Source organism: Sediminibacillus sp. JSM 1682029, assembly GCF_041366435.1.
GTDB classification, from domain to species: Bacteria; Bacillota; Bacilli; order Bacillales; family Amphibacillaceae; genus Sediminibacillus; species Sediminibacillus terrae.
The window spans coordinates 548,806-571,042 of sequence record NZ_JBEWYY010000001.1 but is presented as its reverse complement, the minus strand read 5'-3'; the positions used below and the strand labels follow the sequence as shown (position 1 = coordinate 571,042).

The 22,237-nt window shown below is 44.7% G+C and carries 28 protein-coding genes; 17 read left to right on the top strand and 11 right to left on the bottom strand.

Going from position 1 to position 22,237, the window contains the following annotated elements; translation table 11 throughout:
• The first annotated feature begins 110 nt into the window (after window positions 1–110).
• From ABVF09_RS02860 to ABVF09_RS02825, 8 genes are all read left to right on the top strand, one after another.
• Window positions 111–1,031, top strand: a complete 921-nt coding sequence (locus ABVF09_RS02860) for a hypothetical protein (protein WP_371068580.1) — start codon at window positions 111–113, stop codon at window positions 1,029–1,031.
• 1 nt (window position 1,032) lies between these two features.
• Window positions 1,033–1,809 (top strand): hypothetical protein, encoded by a 777-nt coding sequence (locus ABVF09_RS02855; protein ID WP_371068579.1) that lies wholly within the window; start codon window positions 1,033–1,035, stop codon window positions 1,807–1,809.
• Window positions 1,810–1,828: 19 nt separating this feature from the next.
• Window positions 1,829–2,602: a hypothetical protein gene (locus ABVF09_RS02850; RefSeq protein ID WP_051382070.1), complete on the top strand. Its 774-nt coding sequence runs from the start codon at window positions 1,829–1,831 to the stop codon at window positions 2,600–2,602.
• Complete coding sequence (locus tag ABVF09_RS02845; RefSeq protein WP_026771587.1) at window positions 2,589–3,413, top strand: hypothetical protein; 825 nt, start codon at window positions 2,589–2,591, stop codon at window positions 3,411–3,413. Before ABVF09_RS02850 ends, ABVF09_RS02845 begins: the two co-directional genes overlap by 14 nt.
• Window positions 3,410–4,228 carry a hypothetical protein gene (locus ABVF09_RS02840; protein WP_371068578.1) on the top strand — a complete coding sequence of 273 codons (819 nt, stop codon included), beginning with the start codon at window positions 3,410–3,412 and terminating at the stop codon, window positions 4,226–4,228. Before ABVF09_RS02845 ends, ABVF09_RS02840 begins: the two co-directional genes overlap by 4 nt.
• A gap of 13 nt (window positions 4,229–4,241) precedes the next feature.
• On the top strand, window positions 4,242–4,910 hold the full coding sequence (locus tag ABVF09_RS02835; RefSeq protein ID WP_371068577.1) for an ATP-binding cassette domain-containing protein: 669 nt from the start codon (window positions 4,242–4,244) through the stop codon (window positions 4,908–4,910).
• On the top strand, window positions 4,907–5,425 hold the full coding sequence (locus ABVF09_RS02830; protein ID WP_371068576.1) for a hypothetical protein: 519 nt from the start codon (window positions 4,907–4,909) through the stop codon (window positions 5,423–5,425). The genes ABVF09_RS02835 and ABVF09_RS02830 overlap by 4 nt, the downstream gene beginning before the upstream one ends.
• A 639-nt stretch (window positions 5,426–6,064) precedes the next feature.
• Window positions 6,065–7,573: a BCCT family transporter gene (locus tag ABVF09_RS02825; RefSeq protein WP_153462063.1), complete on the top strand. Its 1,509-nt coding sequence runs from the start codon at window positions 6,065–6,067 to the stop codon at window positions 7,571–7,573.
• An 83-nt stretch (window positions 7,574–7,656) separates the two neighbouring features.
• On the opposite strand, the gene ABVF09_RS02820 is transcribed toward ABVF09_RS02825, so the two are convergent.
• Entirely contained in the window at window positions 7,657–8,118 is a 462-nt protein-coding gene (locus tag ABVF09_RS02820) for a GNAT family N-acetyltransferase (RefSeq protein ID WP_153462061.1), read from the bottom strand.
• Window positions 8,119–8,241: 123 nt separating this feature from the next.
• Here ABVF09_RS02820 and ABVF09_RS02815 point away from each other — a divergent pair, with 123 nt between their 5' ends.
• Both ABVF09_RS02815 and ABVF09_RS02810 read left to right on the top strand, forming a co-directional pair.
• Window positions 8,242–9,384 (top strand): DEAD/DEAH box helicase, encoded by a 1,143-nt coding sequence (locus ABVF09_RS02815; RefSeq protein ID WP_371068575.1) that lies wholly within the window; start codon window positions 8,242–8,244, stop codon window positions 9,382–9,384.
• Window positions 9,385–9,741: 357 nt separating this feature from the next.
• Window positions 9,742–9,927, top strand: coding sequence for a hypothetical protein (locus ABVF09_RS02810; RefSeq protein ID WP_026571789.1), 186 nt, complete (start codon window positions 9,742–9,744; stop codon window positions 9,925–9,927).
• On the opposite strand, the gene ABVF09_RS02805 is transcribed toward ABVF09_RS02810, so the two are convergent.
• Complete coding sequence (locus ABVF09_RS02805; protein ID WP_371068574.1) at window positions 9,924–10,352, bottom strand: VOC family protein; 429 nt, start codon at window positions 10,350–10,352, stop codon at window positions 9,924–9,926. The two genes, ABVF09_RS02810 and ABVF09_RS02805, sit on opposite strands and share 4 nt — an antisense overlap.
• A gap of 85 nt (window positions 10,353–10,437) precedes the next feature.
• Here ABVF09_RS02805 and ABVF09_RS02800 point away from each other — a divergent pair, with 85 nt between their 5' ends.
• Window positions 10,438–11,070: a Type 1 glutamine amidotransferase-like domain-containing protein gene (locus ABVF09_RS02800; RefSeq protein ID WP_237648594.1), complete on the top strand. Its 633-nt coding sequence runs from the start codon at window positions 10,438–10,440 to the stop codon at window positions 11,068–11,070.
• Between the two features lie 12 nt (window positions 11,071–11,082).
• On the top strand, window positions 11,083–11,556 hold the full coding sequence (locus ABVF09_RS02795; RefSeq protein WP_237648593.1) for an isochorismatase: 474 nt from the start codon (window positions 11,083–11,085) through the stop codon (window positions 11,554–11,556).
• A gap of 209 nt (window positions 11,557–11,765) precedes the next feature.
• Here the strand turns inward: ABVF09_RS02795 and ABVF09_RS02790 are convergent, their stop codons facing one another.
• Window positions 11,766–12,158 (bottom strand): DUF1259 domain-containing protein, encoded by a 393-nt coding sequence (locus ABVF09_RS02790; RefSeq protein ID WP_026571792.1) that lies wholly within the window; start codon window positions 12,156–12,158, stop codon window positions 11,766–11,768.
• 114 nt (window positions 12,159–12,272) lie between these two features.
• Between ABVF09_RS02790 and ABVF09_RS02785 the strand changes: the two genes are divergently transcribed.
• The 3 genes from ABVF09_RS02785 to ABVF09_RS02775 are packed head-to-tail and all read left to right on the top strand — an operon-like array spanning window position 12,273 to window position 13,294.
• Window positions 12,273–12,779, top strand: coding sequence for a GNAT family N-acetyltransferase (locus ABVF09_RS02785; RefSeq protein WP_035427498.1), 507 nt, complete (start codon window positions 12,273–12,275; stop codon window positions 12,777–12,779).
• A 34-nt stretch (window positions 12,780–12,813) separates the two neighbouring features.
• Window positions 12,814–13,122: a hypothetical protein gene (locus ABVF09_RS02780; protein ID WP_026571794.1), complete on the top strand. Its 309-nt coding sequence runs from the start codon at window positions 12,814–12,816 to the stop codon at window positions 13,120–13,122.
• A gap of 4 nt (window positions 13,123–13,126) precedes the next feature.
• A complete protein-coding gene (locus tag ABVF09_RS02775; RefSeq protein WP_371068573.1) occupies window positions 13,127–13,294 on the top strand; it encodes a hypothetical protein in 168 nt (55 codons plus the stop codon).
• 38 nt (window positions 13,295–13,332) lie between these two features.
• Here the strand turns inward: ABVF09_RS02775 and ABVF09_RS02770 are convergent, their stop codons facing one another.
• The 4 genes from ABVF09_RS02770 to ABVF09_RS02755 form a co-directional block, all read right to left on the bottom strand.
• Window positions 13,333–15,255 (bottom strand): ATP-dependent DNA helicase, encoded by a 1,923-nt coding sequence (locus ABVF09_RS02770; protein ID WP_371068572.1) that lies wholly within the window; start codon window positions 15,253–15,255, stop codon window positions 13,333–13,335.
• Window positions 15,256–15,450: 195 nt separating this feature from the next.
• On the bottom strand, window positions 15,451–15,768 hold the full coding sequence (locus tag ABVF09_RS02765) for a DMT family transporter (RefSeq protein WP_371068571.1): 318 nt from the start codon (window positions 15,766–15,768) through the stop codon (window positions 15,451–15,453).
• Window positions 15,768–16,112 (bottom strand): DMT family transporter, encoded by a 345-nt coding sequence (locus ABVF09_RS02760; protein WP_161993050.1) that lies wholly within the window; start codon window positions 16,110–16,112, stop codon window positions 15,768–15,770. The genes ABVF09_RS02765 and ABVF09_RS02760 overlap by 1 nt, the downstream gene beginning before the upstream one ends.
• Before the next feature lie 480 nt (window positions 16,113–16,592).
• Window positions 16,593–17,378, bottom strand: coding sequence for a hypothetical protein (locus ABVF09_RS02755; RefSeq protein ID WP_026571798.1), 786 nt, complete (start codon window positions 17,376–17,378; stop codon window positions 16,593–16,595).
• A gap of 175 nt (window positions 17,379–17,553) precedes the next feature.
• Here ABVF09_RS02755 and ABVF09_RS02750 point away from each other — a divergent pair, with 175 nt between their 5' ends.
• Together ABVF09_RS02750 and ABVF09_RS02745 are read left to right on the top strand one after the other, a co-directional pair.
• Window positions 17,554–18,441 (top strand): 50S ribosomal protein L11 methyltransferase, encoded by an 888-nt coding sequence (locus tag ABVF09_RS02750; RefSeq protein WP_371068570.1) that lies wholly within the window; start codon window positions 17,554–17,556, stop codon window positions 18,439–18,441.
• 178 nt (window positions 18,442–18,619) lie between these two features.
• Window positions 18,620–19,252 (top strand): SDR family oxidoreductase, encoded by a 633-nt coding sequence (locus tag ABVF09_RS02745; RefSeq protein WP_371068569.1) that lies wholly within the window; start codon window positions 18,620–18,622, stop codon window positions 19,250–19,252.
• Between the two features lie 217 nt (window positions 19,253–19,469).
• Here ABVF09_RS02745 and ABVF09_RS02740 read toward each other — a convergent pair whose 3' ends face one another.
• The 4 genes from ABVF09_RS02740 to ABVF09_RS02725 form a co-directional block, all read right to left on the bottom strand.
• Complete coding sequence (locus ABVF09_RS02740) at window positions 19,470–19,700, bottom strand: hypothetical protein (protein ID WP_026571801.1); 231 nt, start codon at window positions 19,698–19,700, stop codon at window positions 19,470–19,472.
• A 175-nt stretch (window positions 19,701–19,875) separates the two neighbouring features.
• Complete coding sequence (locus tag ABVF09_RS02735; RefSeq protein ID WP_153462053.1) at window positions 19,876–20,043, bottom strand: hypothetical protein; 168 nt, start codon at window positions 20,041–20,043, stop codon at window positions 19,876–19,878.
• A 116-nt stretch (window positions 20,044–20,159) separates the two neighbouring features.
• On the bottom strand, window positions 20,160–20,687 hold the full coding sequence (locus ABVF09_RS02730; RefSeq protein ID WP_371068568.1) for a hypothetical protein: 528 nt from the start codon (window positions 20,685–20,687) through the stop codon (window positions 20,160–20,162).
• 693 nt (window positions 20,688–21,380) lie between these two features.
• The gene (locus ABVF09_RS02725; protein ID WP_026771568.1) at window positions 21,381–22,223 is read right to left on the bottom strand and encodes a MetQ/NlpA family ABC transporter substrate-binding protein; all 843 of its coding nucleotides are present in this window, start codon (window positions 22,221–22,223) and stop codon (window positions 21,381–21,383) included.
• Window positions 22,224–22,237: the final 14 nt, after the last annotated feature.

Below are 22,237 nucleotides of genomic sequence, written 5' to 3'. Positions count from 1 at the left end.
TACAGAATTTTTACAATAATGTTGTAATTATACATTGTAATGGTAAAATAAGGTAGTGAATAGAGTGATAAACAATTTGTTTATAAATTCATGATGAAGGAGGGCAGTGTGTGAAAAAATACTTTCCAGTTCTACTGATTACAATACTCGCGCTGACGTTAACAGGCATTAAATTGTATCCGACGATAGCCGGGGCGTTGAATAAAGAAGAACCGCAAAAAAAACAGCAGCTATCAAATGATCCCGATGAAATTGCCCAGGAAACGAAGCATAAAAATCCCCTGCTCGAAGATGACTTCCCATTTAAACTCGAGGAACAAGAAAAATATGCGCAAGAAAATCCCGATAAATTTGCTATCGTGGAAAAAATGTATTATGCATGGGATTACATTGACAATGCCGAAGGGTCGTATGAATACGGAAATAACGGCCAAGTGGAAAATCGCGTCACCTTTCATGTCGATTTTGAACAAAAGCAAAATAAAGCCGTCTATGAGACATTGGGGAATGGAAGTGTAGTGGAAACCGAGCAAATTTTACTGAATGATGGCCAGATTCTCAGGCAGCTAAAAGAAAAACGACTTTATTCTCTGAAGCCCGTTAATAATCAAGACGATGTAGAAGTAATGACGACCTATTTAGGTTATGTCATTGGCAGCGAATGGTGGATGCTTCTCTACGATAATTATGACAGCTGGGAATACAAGGAAAAGAAAGCGTTCGGCATTCCTGCGTTCAAAATAAAGGGGACACTCACAAAAGATACTTCCGAGATGCTGGCTGGTCCGTTTGAGATGACGGTCGCCAAAGAAACCGGCGTATTGCTCGATTTGCAATGCTATGGAGAGGAAGACAAAGATAAATCCGTATATTTTATAAAGGTCGCGGATATTTCCATTAATAAAGGGATTGAAAATGCAGAGGAAGTTTTCCAATTGGATGTATCAGGTAGTGAGGAACTGCCTTTTGAAGAATATGGTAAGGAAACATATGGCGCCAAAGCCGGTGGCGAGAAAACAGGATGGGATTAGGATGCGGGTGTTTTGGAAAGGTTATTGGTCATGGAAACACCTGGTGGCGGGTTTGTTTTACATACTGCTTGTGATCATGGCCTCGATTGCCATGTCCCTATCGGGGCCTTATAATCATTCTTTATTTGACTTTATAGCGAATTTGCAGGGCGGTGGAAGCGCAGGTGCGACTGTGCTGCTATATGGTGCACTTCCCATTATTACGCTAGTGTTTCCATTGATGATAGACAGGATGGAAACCGTAATGGTCGTCACTAGGCTTAAGCAGCGCAAACAGTTGTTCTCTCAACATGTAATCTTTGCTGTTTGTTTCAACTTTTTGTTGATTTGTTTGATGGCAGCGGCTGGATTGTCAGCTGCATATTTCTTGACCGGCAGTCTGGACAATTTATGGGGAGAAGAATCGGGAGCGATTTATTATTTTCTCGACAATAAAGCGCATTTCCCGTTTTATGTGCCGCACGTGACGGGTTGGAAAGTTTGGTTCTACATATGGAGCAATCGTTTTTTCTATTTAATGATGGTCAGCATGTTCGTTTTATGCTTCCAAACAGTGTTCCGAAAAAAAACACTCACGTTTATCGGCATGATGGTTTTGTTCGGAACTCCATTTCCCTATTTACTCGATTTTGCGGTGTTTTTACATCCGATTCACATTGAAATGCCGTTATGGCTGTCCTGGCAGGATCAAATGTTTAATCTTGTTTATTTACTGTTTTGGAATGCAGTTGCTTATTTCCTGGCAAGCAGGCTGTACACTAAGAAAGAATTTTACTAGAGAAAAAAGGGGGGATTCCATGCTGGAAATGGAATGGAAACGAGTTGCCACACGTCCGGCGTTTTGGCTGGCAATAGTGGTGGGCGTTGTGTTGGCCGTCGTCCCGGCCGTACAGACGTGGCCGCAACATGTGACAGCGGATTACTATTATACGTATCCGAGAAGTGCTTTCATCTCCTGGTTTTACTTTATAGGAACAGGCACGTATTACATATATGCGTTGCTTGTGCCGATTCTTGCTTCGATTGCTTTTGCAGATTCACACGCTGAGGATGCCAATACAGGTTTCATCAAAAACATTTTGACCAAAGTGGAAAAGAAAAAATATTTTCTCGTTCGTTATCTTTTTAATTTTGTCATAGGCGGAGTCGTGGCAGTATTTCCGTTAATCCTCAATTTTCTGCTTGAAATGGCGGCATATCCGTTAATTGAAAACAACTACTATTTCGGGATGAACCTGGTTCAAGATGGTAACTTGCTGCCGGACTTGTTTTACGGGCACCCGTTTGCCTATGTACTGGTGGTCGTGCTGCTCAATTTTTTGCTGGGCGGTATGCTGGCTTCCTTAGGCCTGGCATTTTCGTTTCTGGTGAAGAATCGTTACATCGTTTTGATACTGCCCTTACTGGTTTTTATGGCTTTAGATGTACTGATTCCTTTTTCGCATAGTATTTCTGCAGTGTTTTTGTACAACGGCAGTTGGAATTTCGCCGGCACGGCTTATTTGGCAGTAGGTATCATCGGCCCGTTAATTTGGTATGTAGCACAGGGGTACAAACATGAAACAATCTAACGTATGGACGATCACCCGCAAAGGTATTGCATCCCTCGGAAGCCGTTGGTTCTATGTGTGTATTTACTTCTTGGTTATCATTATGGGGCTGATTTTCTCTGTCTTCTATTCATTTGGCTCCAGAGAGGAAGGATTGATGGAAAAAGCAGGGGTTATGGATTTAGTGGTATTTCTTAATCAAACCTCCGGAACCACGAATCATTCCATGCTCACTTTCCTGGCGATCCCGTTGATCGTCAGTATCGTCCACTTGCTGGTGCAGTACCAGGAGAGAAGCAATGTGGTCTTGAAAATCGGTTCACGGTTTACATTATGGCAAACCCATGCCGTTTTCGCTGTGATTGTTTCGTTCGTCTTGACTGTTTGCCTGTTAATTGTTTCGTACGTGCTAAGTGGACTGATAGTCGGGTTTGACAATACTTGGATTACGAAGGACAGCATTTTATATGAATTATTAGGTGACAAACAGCTTTTTTCCTCCGTCGTGCCGTATGTTTCGACAGGGAGAGTATTGACGGTAGTTTTTGTGACCAAGTTTCTCAGTTTTCTGTTAATCTTTTTTCTAGCGTTGTTTCTTAAACGCTTCATCAAAAATATAGCGATTATTTTCATCGTCTTGATAGCTATGTCTGGACTAGACAGAACGGGCATGGTTCCATTTGAATTTTTCACCTTTTTTGCTTCACTATCCCTTGAAGACTGGCTGCATCCGGTGCATATCTATTATAAGTGCTTCTATTTATTTGTTCTATCCCTTTTTTTATATGGGATAACCGGAGTGGTTTATGAAAAGAAGGATTTTTTGCAATGAGAAAACGACTTGTCTTTAAGCGGTTGCTCTATCGCGATATAGCCTACAGCTTTTCCTACAGCAAAATAAAGTACGGTATCTTTTTTATTCTTACGTCGTTGTTGGCGGCAGGCAAAGCGCTTCAGCTGCAAGGCATAGACTCAACCGGCAGTGTCGATGTCCTCTATTTTATGTTGAAGGATGAAGGATACTTTTTGGATCTTGATAATTATCAAGTCCCTGTCGATTGGATTTTCTTTCAAACTGTCGCGCTATTTTTGCTCAGTGACTATTATGTACACGATTTGGGGAGAAACGCGCTCTATGTGACCATCCGCAGTTCTTCCAAAGCAACTTTTCTGCTGGCAAAGCTTTGCTGGTTGATTTTGCAGACGGCTGCACTGTTTGTCGGGGTGTTTCTGGTTGTTTTCTGTGTGACGGGATTGGTGCTCGGCCACTTTTCTCTGGAAGTTACGCCTTTTTATCAACACCACATCATGCCGATGCTGCAGCTTGATAGATCGCCGTTGCAATTGATGGCACAGTTGCTGATCGGCTACATCGTGACGACGTTGGTTCTGTCGATGATTCAACTGCTGCTCGTCCAATTTTTGGAACCGATCTTCTCGTTTTTAATCGTCGTTCTGTTGCTCGGAATCTCGACGATAGGCGACAGCAGATGGCTGCCTGCTATCCATTCGATGATTTTAAGGCAGGAAATCTTTGATCTGGACCACGCACTGAGCTGGCAATTTTCCTATCTGTACAGTGCTGCTTTGTTTATCGTTTTATCCATAGCTGCCTTGCTGGTATACAGGCGAAAGGACATTTTATAAAGGGGGAAACAAGATGACTGGCACTGCGTTTTTAGAAGCCAACCACGTTTCAAAACAAATCAAGAAAGAACAGGTATTGGCGGATATTGATTTAACCTTACATAAAGGGAAAATTTATGGCTTCCGCGGTAAAAATGGATCGGGAAAAACGATGCTGTTCCGCCTGCTTTGTGGATTGATACGGGCTAGCAAAGGTTCCGTGAAAGTAGACGGGAAAACGCTTGGGGAGGATATCTCCTTTCCGCCGAGTGTCGGTGTGTTAATAGAATATCCGGGTTTTCTAAATGGATACACAGGTTTTAAAAACCTGAAGCTTCTCGCTGAAATCAACAAAATCGTCGATGATGAAAAGATTAAACAGTCGATTCGGATGGTCGGTCTTGACCCTGATGACAAACGGAAATATCGCAAATATTCGTTGGGGATGAAGCAGCGGCTGGGAATTGCCCAGGCAATCATGGAAGAGCCGGAACTAATTATTTTGGATGAACCGACAAACGCCCTCGATTCTGACGGAGTGGAGGAAATAAAAAAAGTGCTGCTCGATCTCAAAGCAGATGGAAAATGTATTTTGATTGCAAGCCATGATAAGGAGGAGCTGGATTATCTTTCCGACGAGATTTTCATGATGGAAAACGGCAAAATCGTCGATCACTATGCGCTGGAAGGTGATTCCGCGTGAACAGGAAAAGATTTTTGGCATTACTTCTCGTCGTTGCTGTTGTGGCGGCATACTCGGCGCGAGTCTATGCGGTCAACAAAGGGGTGGCGAAAGAATACAGCATTGAATCCTTTGCAGTAGGAGATGAAATTTCCTTAGGGGATGCCGTACTGACAGTGGAAGACGTCCGCTTTGGCGAGGAAACCGAGGAACAGCATGGTCAGGAGTGGATACAGTGCACCGTGACAATGGAGTTGGAGAACACTTCGGAAGAAGCAATTTCAAAGGTAAAAGCCATCGAAACCAAGCTTGCTTACGGTAGGGATGTGTACCAAACGAACCAAGGAGATTTTGACATAAATGCCCTGCTAAACATGGAGCCCGGAAAGCAAGAGAAAATCGAGTTGACTTATGAAGTCAAAGCCGAGGACAGACAGGGGCAAGGCAAGCTTTATATTGTACAGGATTTGTATCCGGAACTGGTTGAGAAAACATATAAACAAGGAAAAAGGTATGGGATGGCAGTTGAATTTTAGCATCTTTTCTTAAAGGTACCGATCTTTTTCAGCAGGTTAAGTGCTAGAACTCGCTTCGGCAGCATACTTCGCTTTCCGCGGGCACGGCCTCAGCTTCCTCAGAAGGAGCCCACTTCTTGCGGGATCTTCGGACTCGTGCTATTCCCGCAGGAGTCTGCGCATGCTGTCTACGCTAGTTGTAGTTTTTTATTAAAAATCTTCAAAACAAGATATTAATCACAAGAGGAATGTAACACCAACAAAAATGCTAAGAACGTTTAAGGAATGTCTTCTTTAGAAAACACGTTAAAAGCGAAGGAAATACCTGAAGACTCCAGCGGGAGGAAAGGCTTTGGTGAGATCCCGCAGAGCGTAAGCTCGAGGAAGCTCACCAGCCGCCCGCGGAAAGCGTAAGGTATTTCTGCAGCGTCGCATTCCAACTCAACGAGTGAATGATGCTAGAAAGTCTCTTTTTGAAGTTACGTCGCAGTTTTCTATCAAAAGTATAAAAACTTGAAAGAGACAAAGTTGGCGAACAGTGCCTTTCTTAAAAACAGGTATCCATAGGATAGCTGTTTTTCCTTTTCCGTCTGTTTTATCTCTTTTCGGGAATGGGTACAGCATAAAGAATGAGCTGTACCGAAGAAAAGAGGTGGAAATATGGACAGAGCGAAAAAGAAAGCGCCTGGTGCCGTTTTTTACGTCAGCTTTTGCATCATCGTATTGTTCGTCGCTTGGGGAGTCGTTTTTCCGGAGCAGTTGAGCCAGGCATCGACAGCCGGTCTGCATTGGATGCGCAATTACTTCAGCTGGTTTTACATGCTGGCTACGACGATTTTTGTATTGACTTGCTTATACCTTGCCATCGGTCCTTATCGGCATTTGAAGCTGGGCAAGCCTGACAGCAAGCCCTCTTACTCCTTTTTCACCTGGCTCGGGCTTTTGTTCGCGGCCGGGATGGGTGTCGGTCTCGTTTTCTGGGGCGTGGCAGAACCGGTTCTGCATTATGTAGAACCGCCGCCGGGCTACGAGGCGGAAACAAATGAAGCAGCCAAAGCTGCATTGACTTACAGTGTCTTCCATTGGGCGCTCCAGCCCTGGGGAGTATTTGCGATCATCGGCTTATCGATGGCGTTTTTTAAATTCAGGAGAAATCGGCCCGGGTTGATCAGCCATGCCTTTTATCCTTTGCTTGGCGAACGGACGGATGGAGTAGTGGGAAAAGTGATCAACATTTTTGCCACGCTTGCCACTGCAATCGGAGTGGCCACCACTTTTGGACTCAGCGCCATGCAAGTGAGCGGCGGAATTTCCGAAGTCTTCGGAACGCCGAATAGTAAAGTGACACAGTTGATTATCATTGCAGTTGTCACCGGCTTGTTCATCACCTCGGCGGTTTCCGGGGTAAACAAAGGCATGCGCTACTTAAGCACAAGCAATATTATCATCGCAGGGGTACTGATGGTTTTCGTACTGGTCCTCGGACCGACTGCATTTTTACTGGAAAGCTTTACGACGGCGGTCGGGCAGTATATCGGTCAATATATCCCGCTAAGCTTATCGTTGTCCCCTTATTCGGATGGTTCCTGGCGGGGACAATGGACGATTTTCTTTTGGGCCTGGGTCATTGCCTGGGGACCCTATGTCGGGACGTTTATTGCCCGTATTTCACGAGGCAGGACGATCAGAGAGTTCGTTTTCGGTGTCTTGTTTGTCCCGGCTTTGCTTGGGGCGATATGGTTTTCCATCATGGGCGGCACCGGCTTGCATATGCAAATCAGCGAAGGCATCGACATTGCCTCCAGAGCGCAACAGCATGAGGAAGTGGCATTCTTCATGATGCTCGGCAACCTTCCGATTGGATTGGTGTTGAATATATTGGGTATTTTGTTGATTACGATTTTCTTCATTACTTCAGCTGATTCTGCAAGTTATGTGTTAAGTGTTTTGTCTTCAAAAGGTACACTGAATCCTAAGACGCTGACGAAGCTTTCCTGGGGTTTTCTGATCTCGATCACGGCAGCGGTTTTGCTTCTAAGCGGAGGACTGGAAGCACTGCGCGCAGTGGCGATCATGACGGCGATGCCGTTCACAGTGATCATTCTCGTGATGATTGTGTCGTTGATCAAAGGGCTCCGGGAAGAGTTCGGCAAGCATCCGACAAGTTGAAAAACCGGCAGGTAAGCTGCCGGTTTTTGTTAGTCTTAGGAAGATGTGCTTACGGCGGGAATTCTCTCTATAGGTGGAGCTATTCATAACTGCTTATAAACACTTTCGCGGTATGGCTGGAAGCCTTTGTTGTGATAAAAAGTCTTGGCCGATTCATTGGCGGTCCAGTAGTCCAGTTCAATGCGGCTAATTCCTTCAGACGCGGCCCTGTCGAATATCTCTTCCATTAACCTGGAACCAAATCCTTTGCCTTGATAGGCATTCTCTATGCTTATTTGATGGACATAAATGGATTGGTGTGTTTCCAGATAGGCAATGCCAGGATAGGTTCTTTTTTCAATCCAGGCAAAGCCGGCTGGCTGTTGGTCCTCTTCAACGAGTAAAAAGGTAAATTCCGGTTTATCGACGATGCTTTCAAAGAAATCAAGCGCTTTTTCGGCATTGTATTCAGCGAAAATATCGGGATAAAGCTTGCTGTGAAGCTGGTGTACGGTTTCGTTCAGTTTTGCGATGGATTGGCAGTCGCGGGTTTCATGGATTTTCAAGTTTTATTCCCCCTGTTAACGGTTTGCTTGTATTATAGCTTATAATAGACAAGTGTAGGGTGGAAGTTTAGCACTCATACTAGAAACGAAATGAATAGAGACAACGGAAAGGATTTTTTATAAATGTCACAAGCAATCGAAATGTTATTTTCAGAGCCTCGGCCGTATTTGCGTTCAGCGTGGGAAAAGGCTGGTTTCACAGAGCCGACAGCAATCCAGAAAAAAGCAATTCCGGAGATACTGCAAGGAAAAGATGTGATTGCAGAATCACCGACAGGCAGTGGGAAGACGCTTGCTTACATATTGCCGCTTTTACAAAAGGTGGATCCTGAGAAAAAGCATGTACAGGCAGTGATTCTTGCTTCCTCTCATGAACTGGTCATGCAAATCCATCAGGAAATCCAAACCTGGGCTGCCGGCAGCGGAATCGGCAGTGCATCACTTATCGGCGGAGCGAACATTAAACGCCAGCTGGAAAAGCTGAAAAAACGGCCGCAAATCATTGCAGGAACACCGGGAAGGGTGCAAGAACTAATCAACAAAAAGAAATTGAAGATGCATGAAGTGAAAACAATCGTATTGGATGAAGCAGATCAGTTGGTGGTCTCCGAACATGAGAAAACAATCCAGTCCATCATCAAAAGCACCTTGAACGAACGGCAGCTGCTGGTATTTTCCGCTACCATTTCCAAGGAAGTGGAAGAAGCTGCCTTGTACATGATGGAAGAACCATCCATTATTCGTGTTGGCAGAGAAGAAACAGATACCCCTCCTGTCGAGCACGGCTATTTAGTAGTAGAGGCGCGAGAAAAGCTGGAAGTGCTGCGCAAACTGATTCGTCGGAAGGACCATATAAAAGCGTTGGCCTTCGGCAATGATATCGGCAGTCTCACCGTCCTTGCCGAGAAGCTGGAATACAAGGGAATCAACGCTGGTATCCTGCACGGAGATTCTAAGAAGCAGGAACGGGAGAAAACAATCAAGGCATTCCGCTCGGGTGAATTGGATCTTCTTTTGGCGACAGATGTAGCTGGAAGAGGGCTGGATATCAAGGATATTACCGATATCATCAACATCGACCTGCCTGGAGAGACGGATCAATATATCCACCGAGCCGGACGAACTGGCCGGCTCGGTACTGCTGGTGGAGAAGTCCTGTCCATCATAACATCACCGGAAGAAAAGAAACTCAAACGGTATAGCAGCCAGCTAAACATCCCGATAACCAGAAAAAAACTGTACAAAGGAACCTTGCGATCTTATTAGAGGGGAACTAGAAGAGGGGTCAGTCCCTCCACGCGTTCTGAACCAAAAAATGACCGGTGGAGGGACTGACCCCAAACTGCTCATTAACACGACAAAGAGAAGCAGAAATATTGGAGTGACAGGGTGTGGAGCGGTTTGGGGTCTGACCCCAAACCGCTTTCTTCTGCGAAATAACCAGAAGAAGGGACAGTCCCCGAAACGCTCATAAAAGCAGAAAACTGTTTTTCAAACGGTTTCGGGGACTGTCCCCTCCATTTTTTTGGAACTTTTTGGCTGGGTGATCGTATAAGTAGTAACAAGGGGTATAGAAATGAATAAATTGTTTTACCTAAAATCATTTATTAGGAGGGACTCTGCATGACGATGTTTGGCTGGATTTTTTGGGGAGCGATTGCGCTGATAGCAGTCGCTGCCATTATTTTAAAGTTCAAATTTAACATGAAGTCGCCAGATTCCACTAAATCGGCTGCTCAAATGCAGGCGGAGGAAAGGGCGAGAAGCCATTTCGACAAGCTGCCGCCCGGTGGTGGGTTCGGTGGCTAATGTTCTTCTTGCTGCTCAGGATAATCGCAGTATTCGATGATGGTGCCTTCGGTATCAGCTGGATTTAAATATACCAAACGCCGCCCATGCTTGTTGACGCGCAAACTGTCGGGCAAAGTGCGAATTCCTCTTTCCTTTAGATCCTCCAGGGCTTTCTCCAAGTCATGGACGTGATAGGCGATATGATGGACTCCTTTACCTTTTTGCCTGATGAATCGGGCGATGGGGGAGGTTTCATTATTCGTCGGGTTTAGCAGCTCGATGCGGCTTCCGTTCACCTCCATAATGGCAATTTCGCTTTCGACACCTTTTGCTTCACTCCGGTAACGGTCGATGAGTTTTCCGCCCAAAACGTTCTGATTAAATCCAATGCTTGCTTCTAAATCACGGACTGCGATTCCAACGTGATCGAGTTCGTATGGCATAAATATCTCCTTTCATCTAAAAGCTTCGTCTTATTTTACCATATTGCCAGATAACCTATAAATCTTAAAAAGGTCGGTGGATTCTATGCAACACTTATTTCTTTTCGGCGGCAGCCCGCCATTTACGCCAGAGTTGGGCAAGGTTTTTGCTGAAACTGCCAGTCAGGCAAACAAAAAAGTTGCCATTTTATTCTTGGAGAGAGAGGGGTGGCGGGAGTATATGTCGAAGTATACTTCGGTGTTAAAGGAGCATGGTCTGCAGGACTTCTTTTACATGCCGCTTCACCCCCGCGTCTCAACCAGTGAATTGGAACAGTTGGACGCATGCAGCGGAATCGTCATCGGCGGAGGAGATACCGTTCGCTACCGTGACTACATAGTGGATACGCCGATTGGTGAACGGATAAGGAAGCGTTACCTGTCGGGAGTGCCGGTCGCCGGATTTTCTGCAGGAGCGTTGATCAGTCCGGAGCACTGTGTCATACCTCCTGTCGACAATCGGGAAGGAAAACATTTATTTCTTCCTGGTTTGAAGCTAATCGAAGATACTATCATCAGTGCCCATTTTACGAAGTGGAAGGAAGAAGCAAACCTGCAAAAAGCACTAAGGAAAACGGCCGTTCCCACTGGTTATGGCATAGACGATGATGCTGGTTGTTATTTTAAGAATCAGTCATTGGTTCTAACAGAAGGAAATATCAGAGTAATGAGAGGATGAAGGGGGAGTAAGATGGTTCAATTGGCTGAGGACTATAAAAAACGTTCGATTCGCTTTTTGGAAATTTGGCAAAAGCAAGGTTGGCGGATGAAGGTTTACGGTATTTCCTATCAGGGAGGGCAACCGAGGAAAGAACTGGTCGATACAGCCAGAACATTAGCATTGCAGACAGTGCCTTTTCCGGCGATGAACAGCGACCGTTACGGCGTCGGGTTCATCGGCGTGCACGATGGGAAGGATTCAGATTTTATTTTCATCGACTGGTGGTCCAATGAAAATGAACTAAACCATCATGTGTATATTTCAAAACATGGAGAGAAACCGCAGTTTGAATATTGCACACCAAAAGGACTGATAGCCTGTACGTGGGATCTCAAGGTTTTGAATTTCGAAAGGGACTGCTGGGTGATGGCGGTGTTAAACAATCCAGCCGGCACTCCCGATATAGAACAGTATTTGCAGTATCACATGAACGAGGACTTCTAAGCTATTATAAGAGGAATACCTCTCTACAGTGGATATTGTTCATACAAAACCCTGGCTGTGCCACGTTAACGAGTGGAATGTTGTAGCATCAGTTAGCATTCGAGTCATGGACAGGGCTGAGGATTGTATCGAAAGCATGTTGGTGCAACAAAATATGTGAAAACCATTAAAAAAGGGTCTTCGAGATATTCGAAAACCCTTTGACAATTCTAATCTTTTAAGACGGAAATGGCGTTTGATAGCTTCTGGGCAAAATCTTCCGGTTTTTCCACGGCTTGAACGTGGAGGTATTTGATATTCGGCTCAGCGAACAACCAGTGATTATGCAAAGCAGTAATCGTAAGATCGTTTTTACCGAGTGCCCTGGTGAAGTCGGGTATTTCTTCCGGGAGTACCACGATTTCAGCATGATTCAAGGCTGTACCGTCTTCTTCCAGGGATTCAAAATGAATTTCCATCGATAATTCGCTTTTGAAGGGACGCCCTTGAACCGTGACGTCCAAGTCCCGTTCTTTTTCTGCTTCGCACATCCCGTCTTCGACTTCGGTTTCTACTCCCAGGATGTCCCCGAAGGTTTTCGCTATTTCCTGGATATCTGGCATGCTAGTCATCTCCTTAAAAGCTTTTATGTCATTCTATTTCCCTATGCACTAAATCCTACACTCTTGATGCGGAAAAAATCTTATCAGTTATTGAAAGAAAAGAGGAGAAGCGATTTGATTACTATAAAAAAAGCCCAGCCGGAACATGCTGCGGGTATTGCCCGTGTGTGTACGGTAGCCAATTGGGCCACATACAGGAACATTCGGAGTACGACATATATAGAAAGAGTCATTGAAGAATTTTATAACGAGCCGCGTATTCTCAAGGAAATCGAACAAACCAGCAGATCCTGGGGAGGCTGGTTTGTAGCGATGGAAGAGGGGAACGTAATCGGAGCAGCGGGCGGGGGAATGACGGAAGAAAAGGAAGCCGAGATATATGTACTTTACCTAGATCCGGAACGGCGTAATGAAGGGATTGGAACCATGTTGTTAGAGGCAGTTACGGAACAGCAAAAACAATTGGGTGCAATCAAGCAATGGGTGTCCGTAGCGGAAGGTAACCAAAAGGCGATACCATTTTACGAGGCTCGAAGTTTTCAATTCCATTCCCGACAGGCGGACTATGGAAGTTCCCAGGAAGAGCGTTACCAATCACTCCGTTTCGTGCGCTTCTTCTAACCAAAGGCAAGATTGCAGAGAGAGGTGGATTTTAATGGAGGGTACCTTGACCGCAGTAGTGCTGTTTCTGATTATCGCAGCAAGCATTGCCATGAAATTCAGAAAGGCAATCGGCTTCAAAGTAGTTCATTCTGCGTTCTCCTTAGAAGAATACAGCAGGATCGCTTCCCGGCTTGAGCAAAATGGAATCCACTTCAAGATAACGTCCCACCAGAAAAACCATGTACCAATCGGGACGGCTCAACCGATCAAGACGGGAGAAACCTTAACCCAGTATGACTTTTTGGTGAAAAAAAGATATGCAGCCCGGGCCCGGCATGTTTTGCAAAATGAGAGGGGTTGATTTTTTGACGTGGAAATGGAAAGATTTTGCCGTCATTCTCCCTGGCGCGATTGGAACCTGGATGTTTTTTCGTGATGGAAATACGGCGATGGGCATCTTGTGTCTCGTTTGCGGATTCATTTGGGTAGTTGGCACAGTGAAGGAATATCGCAAGAATGATCCCCAGGATTAAAAAAACCAAGCTCTCCAATTTAGAGCTTGGTTTTTGTTTTACCATTGTATTTCGACCGGGAGGACCTTTTCGATAGCTGGTTGGTAGCTAGTGGCTTCTTCTGGTTTTAACCAAATGTGGATGGTGCCACTATCGTCACTCGACCTGATCAACCTGCCGATCCCTTGCCGAAGCCGGAGAAGCATATAAGGCTCATCAACCGATTCAATCGGATTGACAGCATGCTTTCGTTTGGCCTGAAAGACAGGATCATGCGGCGGGAAAGGAAGAGAAACGATGATTACCTGCGTCAAAGCATCCCCCGGGACATCCAACCCTTCCCATAAGTGATAGGAACACAGCACCGAAGACGGATCCAATTGAAACTTACGGACTGTTTCACTGATTTCCCGATCTCCTTCATAAAGCATGCTGAAGGTCCAGTCTTGCTTGTCCGCCCAGGAACGGAACAAATCCATCTCTTGTTTGGAAGAGAAGAGAAGCAGAGAACGCCCTTCATTTTCGTGTAGTTGTTTCCTGATTCTGCTCCACTTGTCTTCCTTGTCGACGTGTCCGAAAATACCCATTTGTCTCTCATAATCAAATGGGGAGGAGACAGAAAAAGAGTCATAGGACGCAATCCCCAAACTGTCTGCCAAGTGGGAGAAATCTCCTCCTTGCGATAAGGTGGCCGACGAGAAGATGAACGGAATGCTTTGTGAAAAGACTTCTTTTTTCAGTACATCTTCCACTAAACGCGGCATGATAACCAGCGTCGTATCTGTTCCGGTTTCTTCCAGCCAATATATTCCTTCATCGTCTTTTAACAAAATCGATAACCCATAAGAGAAAAACTCCAGATATTCTTCAATGATGCGGATGTGGTAGGGATCGATGGTAAACAGTTCAGAATCGAACACCAGCTGTTCCAGAACCTGTTGTACTTTTTCATTCAAAGTGTGCGCCATTTGTATTAGGTTGTCCGAAAGCGTGACCTCTTTACGGGAGGATCCTTCCACTATCGTCGACTTTTCGGATAAAAGGTCAAACCAATCCTCATGAAGGGCAAGAATATCTTCGATCAAATAAAGGGTTTCTTCCCGTACATCCTGACTCATGTAACCTGTCAACACCTTGGTCAACGTGTCGGCATGGAAACGGTACGTCAAGCCTTTTTGTGCAGCAAACTCCAACAGATGTCCCTCATCAAACACTACACAACTGGCTTCTGGCAGCAATGGCATTTGGCCTTCCCGTTTCCTCGATTCTTTTGTCCAGACATGCTCCATGTAGAAGTCGTGGGAACAAATAATCAAGTCAGTGGCATGGCGATAATATTCCCTGTTCAGTGTCTGGCCGCTCCGGTGTCGCCACTCACAAGTAGAGCATTGCTGTAAAGGATCCCAGGCGATTTTCTTCCATGTTTGGTTGGAGACCCACGGATATTCTTTTCGGTCGCCATAGCGCTCGAATGCCTGCATGGATGCCCCCTGGTCAAAAACGAAGTCCGGTATTTGATCGTGGACAGCCAATACGCTTTCATCATCGGTCCGATTTGCCAGGGCGTCCAGTTTTCGCACACAGACGTATTGCTCCCTGGATTTGGCCAGACGTACATCGACGCTGAGACCGAGAGCTTCCTCCAGCTTTTCGATATCGCCGCCCTTTTTGACCAGTTGTTCGATCAACGTTTCATCCGCACAGGAAATGATAGCAGGTTTACGTTGGTGGCGTGCATAACAAATGGCATAAAGCAGGTAAACAAACGTTTTTCCCGTACCGACGCCTGCTTCTGCAAATATGGTCCGCTTGTTTTTAAAGGCTTGTTCCAATTGAAAAGCCATGTAAATTTGTTCATCTCTCAATTCGTACCCTTGTTCCGGTAACATATCGTAAAAAACGTCGCCTACATAGTCGCCGAGGCGATCATAAAAATTTTCCGTCTTGTCAACGGTAAATGGAAGTGAACTTGTTTTAGACATAACATTCTCCTCAAATACATGATCAGTCGCTAAACTTCAATATTACCATAAAATATGATGTCATACCGGGAGAAAAAAACCGGAAGGGCGAATTTTTCCAGGAATTCATTGAAACATTTGTGACATAACTTATGTAGAGAACTATAACCAAATAAAATCCGCACCAATCCAGATGCGGATTCATTCCTCGTGTGTTCAGCCTGTCTCCAAATGAAGGAGGACAACACCGGCTATGATCATGAATATCGATATGATTTTCAGCCGATTGTATGTTTCTTGGAAAAACAAAATGCCGATTACCGCTGTAGAGACCACCGTGACTCCAGACCAGACCGCATAAACGAAGCCGACTTCGAAGTGTTGGACAGCCAGCGTTAGACAGGTCAGACAGAGGGCGTAGCACAAAAAGGCCGAAACAGTAGGAAAAGGTCTTGTATAACCTCTGGCCAGCTTGACCGATAAATTCGATAAAAAGGCCAGAACCAGGCTGCTTATTAAATAAACATACGCCATCATGCTCCCTCCCCGGCTGTAGGAGCTTTTTGTCTTGTACTGACGTTCAATCCAATAACGCCGGCGATGATAAGCAGTGTGCCTGCCATCTTCACAGAAGAATTGGATTCTCCGAAAGCTAAGATTCCGACGCTGACGATCAAGGCAGTTCCCACACCGGACCAAATCGCGTTGACCACGCTTATTTCTGAATGATAAGCAATCGTGATGTACAAAGTGAATGAGATGGCATAGCATACAGCGACGATGACCGCTGCCATCCAGCTGTTGTCTGCCAGCTTCATGAACGAGGCACCGGTCGTTTCCAAAATGATCGAGGTACTCAGCAAGCTGTAAAATTTCATGATGTTGTCCTCCTTGAATGTTGAACTGGTCCCAGGGCAGTGGAAGTACGATTGCTTCAAATAAATTTGCATTACGATACCTCGCAAAAAAGGAAATAAAACTAGTCTGGCATCATTTTAACTAATTTGTAATCTTTTTTAGCAGAAAGATTTGATTTTAGGAGGAAGAGGCCAATCCAAAAGCTTGTCAGAAATATTCACAATAGATTAGGGAGGAAGAAAAGGTTATGTTACATTGTTATCAGATAAGAGAGAAAAAGGGGAGTCAATACATAGTGTGAGCGAAGCAGTCCGGATGCACGACAACAGTGCCCAGCTTGCCTTACAAGGAATGGTTGTTGGTCAAAAAGATCAAAGGATCATAACCAGCATCCAAGATAGAAAAGGTAGTGCATGGCGGCCAAAATAAAACCGCGCGAATTCTGAATGCTAAACGAATTCGCGCGGTTTTTATCTTAGTCACTATGCATTTGTCCAGCCTTACTGCTCTTTTTCCAACTCATAGTCACCTTCCTGGCTATGTACCACTATATGGGTTTGATCGATAATTTCTAAACCTACTTCAGTGGAGATGGTTGTTTTCCCGTTTTCCTCTGGTCGGTACAGCAGTACACCGGAGAATGTGTTCTCAGAACGATCGTTCACGGCTAGGACTTGCTCTTGATTATTGGTGGTAATATGAAGGTTGCTAGTTAGCCCTTTTGTAAAAGTGATTGTTTCACCCGACTCTGTTTCTTTCCAGTCCCCATACAACATACCCAGCTCTTGGTTATCGAAAGCAGTAAACGTATAGGAAGCTGCACCGTCAATGGTCAGCACTGCAGTGGTCTCGTCGATTTTTTCCAGACTGGCAGCTTTTCCTTTCCATTCCGGACGGTCTTCAGGAGCTTTGACGATATCACCCAGCACAGTATTTTCATTTTTTTCACGGATATCCATGAAAAAGGTTGTCAGCCCATCCGCTTCCCTATCATTACTTGAACGGTTTAATTTTTGAAAATGGATAGATCCCAGTCCGAATTCCATGCTAGGGAGCCCGGAATTGCCCCATCCGAATTCCTCCATTTTGTATAAGTCATTCAATTCTTTTGTCAACTTTTCTTCTTCCTTTTCACTGCGTTGTTCCGGCTTCGCAGCATCTACAGAGAGTTCCAGCTGACTTTCTATTTGATCATCCTCCGAGTGGGTTTCGGCGGTGGAACTCGGTTGACAGCCAGCCATGACCGCTGTCAGAAACATGGGGATATATATGATTGCATTTCGCAAAATAACACTCCTAAAATCAATTTTTCTGATAGAATTGCCGTATTATAGTGTATCAGTTTTCCTTCCTTTTTTATAGAAAAATTTTTGTGAAGTTCAAGGAAGTCAGGGTGGTTGAAAAGCCGGGAAAGAAGTCCGTATACTTTAAATAGAAGTTGGAAAGGAAAGGAATTTGACTATGTTACATGAATTTGTAGTACGGATTGCGACAGACAGTCTCGATCAGGCAATTGAAAAATTAAATGCGTTCGGTGTTTACAATCTATATTATGAGCCTCCGATTGAAATTTTTCAGGTCGACAATGGTTATGATTATCGCGAAATCGAACAAAAGTATGCCGAGTTGAAAGTGTATGCAGAAGAGGACAGTGTTCCCGGTCTTCCGGAAGCTTATTTCAAGCGGATAGAGCAGGCATTGGAGGTGCCGAAAGAAGCCATCCTTCATCGGGAAGTGGACGAGCAGCAGTGGGATACTGCCTTCGCAGATATAGATTTGGGAAATGGCTGGATCCTCTGTTATTCGGGTAACGAGGCTAAGTATCCAGACAAGCAAGTACTGAAATTTGAACCGCAGGCTGCATTCGGGACCGGCCTTCATGAGACAACACAGGACTGTTTGCGCATCCTGTTGTCAAAGGATTTATCCGGTCGGACGATACTGGATTTGGGAACTGGTTCCGGCGTATTGTCTGTTGCGGCTGGGTTGAAAGGTGCTGGTTCACTGACCGCTGTCGATTATGAACCGGTGGAAAGAGAAATTCGCTTGAATGCCGAGCTGAATGATTTGCAGCAGCCGTTGCAGGTGGTAAAGGGAGATCTGCTAACAGGTGACTATCGAATAAAAGAACATTACGATCTGATCATCATCAATATTGGGGCAGAGGAAACAATAAAAATAATGGATAGACATCTTTTGCCTGAAAAAAGCAGTGAATTTCTCATTTCCGGCATTGTCGAATGGAATGCAGATAGTGTCGTCGCTGATTTTCAGAAGAAGGGATTTTCCATTAAGGAAAAACGGCAGGCCAATGAATGGGTGACGATTCTTTTTGAGAAAACAGCCTGATAGTCGCCGACCATTATTCGTGTTTAATCTGCTTACATGAATGCCGGAAAACCCTTGTCGGTTTTACCGATTGTGTATTTGGGGAAAAATAGTTGAGTATGGAACGTATGCCTTCTTTTTGTGGAGGGGTAAGAATTTGAATGACGTGCCAAAACCGATAAAAAGGAGAGTTGATCTCATGAAAGTATTAGTTGCAGGTGCCAATGGACATACCGGACGCCTGATTTTGCAATACTTGGTGGAACGTGGACATGAAGCGTACGGGATGGTACGCGATGAACAACAGGCTCCCCGTCTTAAAAATATAGGCGCTCATGTTGTAACCGGAGATTTGGAAAAAGATTTATCCGATCTTGTAACAGGGATGGACGCTGTCATCTTTGCAGCGGGTTCCGGTTCGAAAACAGGACCGGAAAAGACCAAAGATGTCGATCGTGACGGAGCAATCAACTTAATCGATACGGCGAAAAAACAAGGTGTCGACCGTTTTGTTATGTTGAGTTCGATTTTCGCTGACCAGCCCGATGTAGCTGAAGGGCCGTTCGGCTATTATTTGCAAATGAAAGGGGAGGCGGATGAGCACTTGTGCAACAGTGGTTTAACTTATACCATTGTCCGTCCGGGCGGATTGACACACGAAGAGCCGACCGGGAAAGTGCAGGCTGCTGAAGACGTCGAAAGAGGCTCCATCAGTCGGGGCGATGTGGCAGACGTGATTGTCACTTCTCTCGAACAAAAAAACACGTATCATAAGTCCTTTGATTTAATAGAAGGAGAAGACGAAATTCCAGAGGCATTAAAAAAACTGTAAGCAAAAAGTGTTCCTTTCTATAGGGACGCTTTTTTAGAAGAAGACACTCCCATTTCTTGGTAAGAGTCGATAAGAGTGATCGAATCACGGAGAAAAGAAGCACTTCCCATGTTGAGCGATTATTCTTTTCAACATAACTTTCATGCGAAAAACCTCAGCCTCTGTCTCTGCAATATATTTGAAAATAGAATTGTCGATGGAACCATACAATATAGTTCTATATCCATACACCAATCAAGTATACAAAAATTCCGATGATCAAACTTCCGATCACGGGCACCAGCGTTTTGGAGTGGCTTACCAAATTCACAAGCCCCAGGTAAAAGAAAAATATGGCTAGATAAGTGAACGGTGATACCGATTGAAAAACAGATGCTAAAAATAGAAGTAAAAGTGCGACTAAGGTATGAAGTCCGGCCAGTTTTCCGGACTGTTTTCTTTCTGACATGGTATTCGATCCTTTCGGGTATAGTACCCTGCCATTATACGCCAATTTTCCTGTTAGGGGAAATCTAGCGAATAAAGCAAAAAAAGACGAAAAGGAAAGTATCCCGAGCTAGCCTTTTCGCCTTTATATAATAGAAAGGAGACTAAAATTGGAGAACGCCTGTGAATCCCGATACCTACTGTTGTTTTTTCACTGCCTGAACGACTCCTGCCGCACGTTCGCGTAGGCTGTTCAAGCTAGTTTTTCTGCTGGCCGCTGAGCTGGTAAGGCGTTGCTTCTTCGCCTGTATCGATTCATGCAATTCTTTCAGCTTTGCGCGGTGATTGCTTACTTCTGGTAACATGATTGATTCCCCCCTTTCATAATATAGCTTATGGAGGGAATGCTGGTTTGCTAGTATGTTTCTACTAGAATATACAACCATTTTTTATAATTGCCAGCAGATAAGAGGGGTGAAAACTAGTTTTCCTTGCTTTCGTCATCCATCATATCACTTAACATCTTGGTCATCGACTTGAACTTTTCCTCGTCATTCAGCATGTCTTTCATCGCTCCGAAAGCCTGTTTGGAAAGCTCCGGATCATTTAGCACTTTTTCCATCATTTTGCTGCTGTCTCCACTAGAAGTGAAGCTTTTCAGCAGTTCACCCAGGTCTTTGTTTGCCATTTGTCCTACCACTCCATTCAAAAAGTTTTTCGGAAAGTGAGTTCGCACATATTGAAAGGCCTGACGCAGTCCGTTTCTTACTTGAGGTGTATTGAGCGCCTGATAGAAGCCCTGCAGTTTTTCCAATGAATCGGTGTTGAGCCGTTTTGCCTGCCATTCCGCTTTCAACCGGTCCAGAAAAAATCCGGAGTCGACCAATACCGCTTCTGATGCCTCGCTGTTATCGGTTTCTTCTTTCAACATTGCACGTTGTTTTTCCGGATCTGTGATTTGTCTGTAACCAGCGGAAGTTGTTTCGAAAAAAAGAGTGCTTTTTGCCATTATTTCACCATCCTTCAATTATACTTTCTATACATAATTACGTAGCGGGAATGGTTTCGTCCGTGTGAATGTCTAGTAGAAACAGCCTTTTTTGAAAATAGATGTTAGTCCCCCTGACTGGACGGTTCACTTGACTATTTTTACGTAATTCCGCGCGGGAATGGCTTTTTCGTCTATACCAAGCTTTTAAAATTTCATAGGTTGTTAATGTGAGGCCTCACCGAAAAACTTTTTAATAGAATAGAGGTGATATGGCATGGCTATCGTAGCTGCAATCCTATTGTTGTTTTTCTGGTTTGTAGTATTTACACCAATTATTCTATTAATTGCTGTTTTGGCTGCCCTTGGTATCTAAAACGGACAATATAAGCCAGCTTCTCACTCCTCCATCCAGGAAAGATGCTGAACGGTAGAGGGAAAGGGCAACGGCAGTGTGCCATTGCCCTTTTACATATGGATGAAAAAGTATTCGGAATCCGATGAAAACTGCCAACCTTCCATTTTGGCGTAAGATACTGCCAGTAAAGAAAGGAGCAGTACCCGCTACAATGCGAAGCGGCCATCAAACAGCCGCATAACAGGAAATCTATCTAAGGGGCTCCCCCTTATAGGAAAATAAAAATAACCGAACGAATCCGAGTGCTTGGCAGTTCGAATATCGTTCGGTTATTGGTTGGTCACGATGCTTTTCTTTTAATCTTCTTTCATCCACTCCGGTTTTCCAAAGCCTTGGAATTCTTCATCGATAATCTGTTCAAATTCATCCGATTCTACTACTTCTTTGATATCTTTGACATATTGTTTGTCAAGATCTTCAGTATTCACCACTACCCGGTTTCGGTAATCGTCCGGCATATCTTCTAGCGCCAGGGCATCCAGCAAATCAATATCGGCTGCCAGAGCGTAGTTCCCAGGTACGGCTGCCAAGTCTTCACTTTCCACGGCTCGTGGAAGCTGACCGGCTTCGATTTCCTGAAATTTCAGGTTCTTAGGATTTTCGGCGATGTCGTCTACGGAAGCACGTAAAGGATCGACGTCTTCGCTGATCGTAATCAATCCTTCATCCTGAAGCATGACCAGAGTTCTCGCCAAGTTTGTTGGATCATTGGCGATGACAATGGTACTGCCGTCTTCGATAGCATCTATACTATCGAAAGTGTTGGAGTAGAGACCCATCGGTGCTGTCGGTACAATGATCACTTCGGATAAATCCATGTTATTTTCTTCTGCAAAAGCTTCCATGTAAATTTTATGCTGGAACAGGTTGGCGTCCAAATCGCCGTTTGCCAGAGAATTATTCGGCTGAATATAGTCGGTGAATTCCTTGTTTTCCACTGTGTAGCCTTTTTCTTCAAGGAGTGGAGCGATGGCTTTGTTTACCATGTCGCTGTAAGGCCCGGTAGTTGCTCCGAAGGTTATCTCTTTTTTGCCGCTGTCGCTTCCTTCTCCATTACTGGCGGTGTCATCTTCATCTGAGCCGCATGCAGCCAACACTGTTAGCAATAAAATCGTCAGCAAGGTTAATAATTTTTTCATTTTCGTTCCCCCTC

Excerpts from the sequence above, each read along its gene's own strand:
- ABVF09_RS02855 (WP_371068579.1), top strand. The coding sequence starts at position 1,033 with ATGCGGGTGTTTTGGAAAGGTTATTGGTCATGGAAACACCTGGTGGCG.
- ABVF09_RS02850 (WP_051382070.1), top strand. The coding sequence starts at position 1,829 with ATGCTGGAAATGGAATGGAAACGAGTTGCCACACGTCCGGCGTTTTGG.
- ABVF09_RS02845 (WP_026771587.1), top strand. The coding sequence starts at position 2,589 with ATGAAACAATCTAACGTATGGACGATCACCCGCAAAGGTATTGCATCC.
- ABVF09_RS02840 (WP_371068578.1), top strand. The coding sequence starts at position 3,410 with ATGAGAAAACGACTTGTCTTTAAGCGGTTGCTCTATCGCGATATAGCC.
- ABVF09_RS02835 (WP_371068577.1), top strand. The coding sequence starts at position 4,242 with ATGACTGGCACTGCGTTTTTAGAAGCCAACCACGTTTCAAAACAAATC.
- ABVF09_RS02825 (WP_153462063.1), top strand. The coding sequence starts at position 6,065 with ATGGACAGAGCGAAAAAGAAAGCGCCTGGTGCCGTTTTTTACGTCAGC.
- ABVF09_RS02815 (WP_371068575.1), top strand. The coding sequence starts at position 8,242 with ATGTCACAAGCAATCGAAATGTTATTTTCAGAGCCTCGGCCGTATTTG.
- ABVF09_RS02810 (WP_026571789.1), top strand. The coding sequence starts at position 9,742 with ATGACGATGTTTGGCTGGATTTTTTGGGGAGCGATTGCGCTGATAGCA.
- ABVF09_RS02805 (WP_371068574.1), bottom strand. The coding sequence starts at position 10,352 with ATGCCATACGAACTCGATCACGTTGGAATCGCAGTCCGTGATTTAGAA.
- ABVF09_RS02800 (WP_237648594.1), top strand. The coding sequence starts at position 10,438 with ATGCAACACTTATTTCTTTTCGGCGGCAGCCCGCCATTTACGCCAGAG.
- ABVF09_RS02795 (WP_237648593.1), top strand. The coding sequence starts at position 11,083 with ATGGTTCAATTGGCTGAGGACTATAAAAAACGTTCGATTCGCTTTTTG.
- ABVF09_RS02790 (WP_026571792.1), bottom strand. The coding sequence starts at position 12,158 with ATGCCAGATATCCAGGAAATAGCGAAAACCTTCGGGGACATCCTGGGA.
- ABVF09_RS02780 (WP_026571794.1), top strand. The coding sequence starts at position 12,814 with ATGGAGGGTACCTTGACCGCAGTAGTGCTGTTTCTGATTATCGCAGCA.
- ABVF09_RS02770 (WP_371068572.1), bottom strand. The coding sequence starts at position 15,255 with ATGTCTAAAACAAGTTCACTTCCATTTACCGTTGACAAGACGGAAAAT.
- ABVF09_RS02765 (WP_371068571.1), bottom strand. The coding sequence starts at position 15,768 with ATGGCGTATGTTTATTTAATAAGCAGCCTGGTTCTGGCCTTTTTATCG.
- ABVF09_RS02760 (WP_161993050.1), bottom strand. The coding sequence starts at position 16,112 with ATGAAATTTTACAGCTTGCTGAGTACCTCGATCATTTTGGAAACGACC.
- ABVF09_RS02750 (WP_371068570.1), top strand. The coding sequence starts at position 17,554 with ATGTTACATGAATTTGTAGTACGGATTGCGACAGACAGTCTCGATCAG.
- ABVF09_RS02745 (WP_371068569.1), top strand. The coding sequence starts at position 18,620 with ATGAAAGTATTAGTTGCAGGTGCCAATGGACATACCGGACGCCTGATT.
- ABVF09_RS02740 (WP_026571801.1), bottom strand. The coding sequence starts at position 19,700 with ATGTCAGAAAGAAAACAGTCCGGAAAACTGGCCGGACTTCATACCTTA.
- ABVF09_RS02735 (WP_153462053.1), bottom strand. The coding sequence starts at position 20,043 with ATGTTACCAGAAGTAAGCAATCACCGCGCAAAGCTGAAAGAATTGCAT.
- ABVF09_RS02730 (WP_371068568.1), bottom strand. The coding sequence starts at position 20,687 with ATGGCAAAAAGCACTCTTTTTTTCGAAACAACTTCCGCTGGTTACAGA.
- ABVF09_RS02725 (WP_026771568.1), bottom strand. The coding sequence starts at position 22,223 with ATGAAAAAATTATTAACCTTGCTGACGATTTTATTGCTAACAGTGTTG.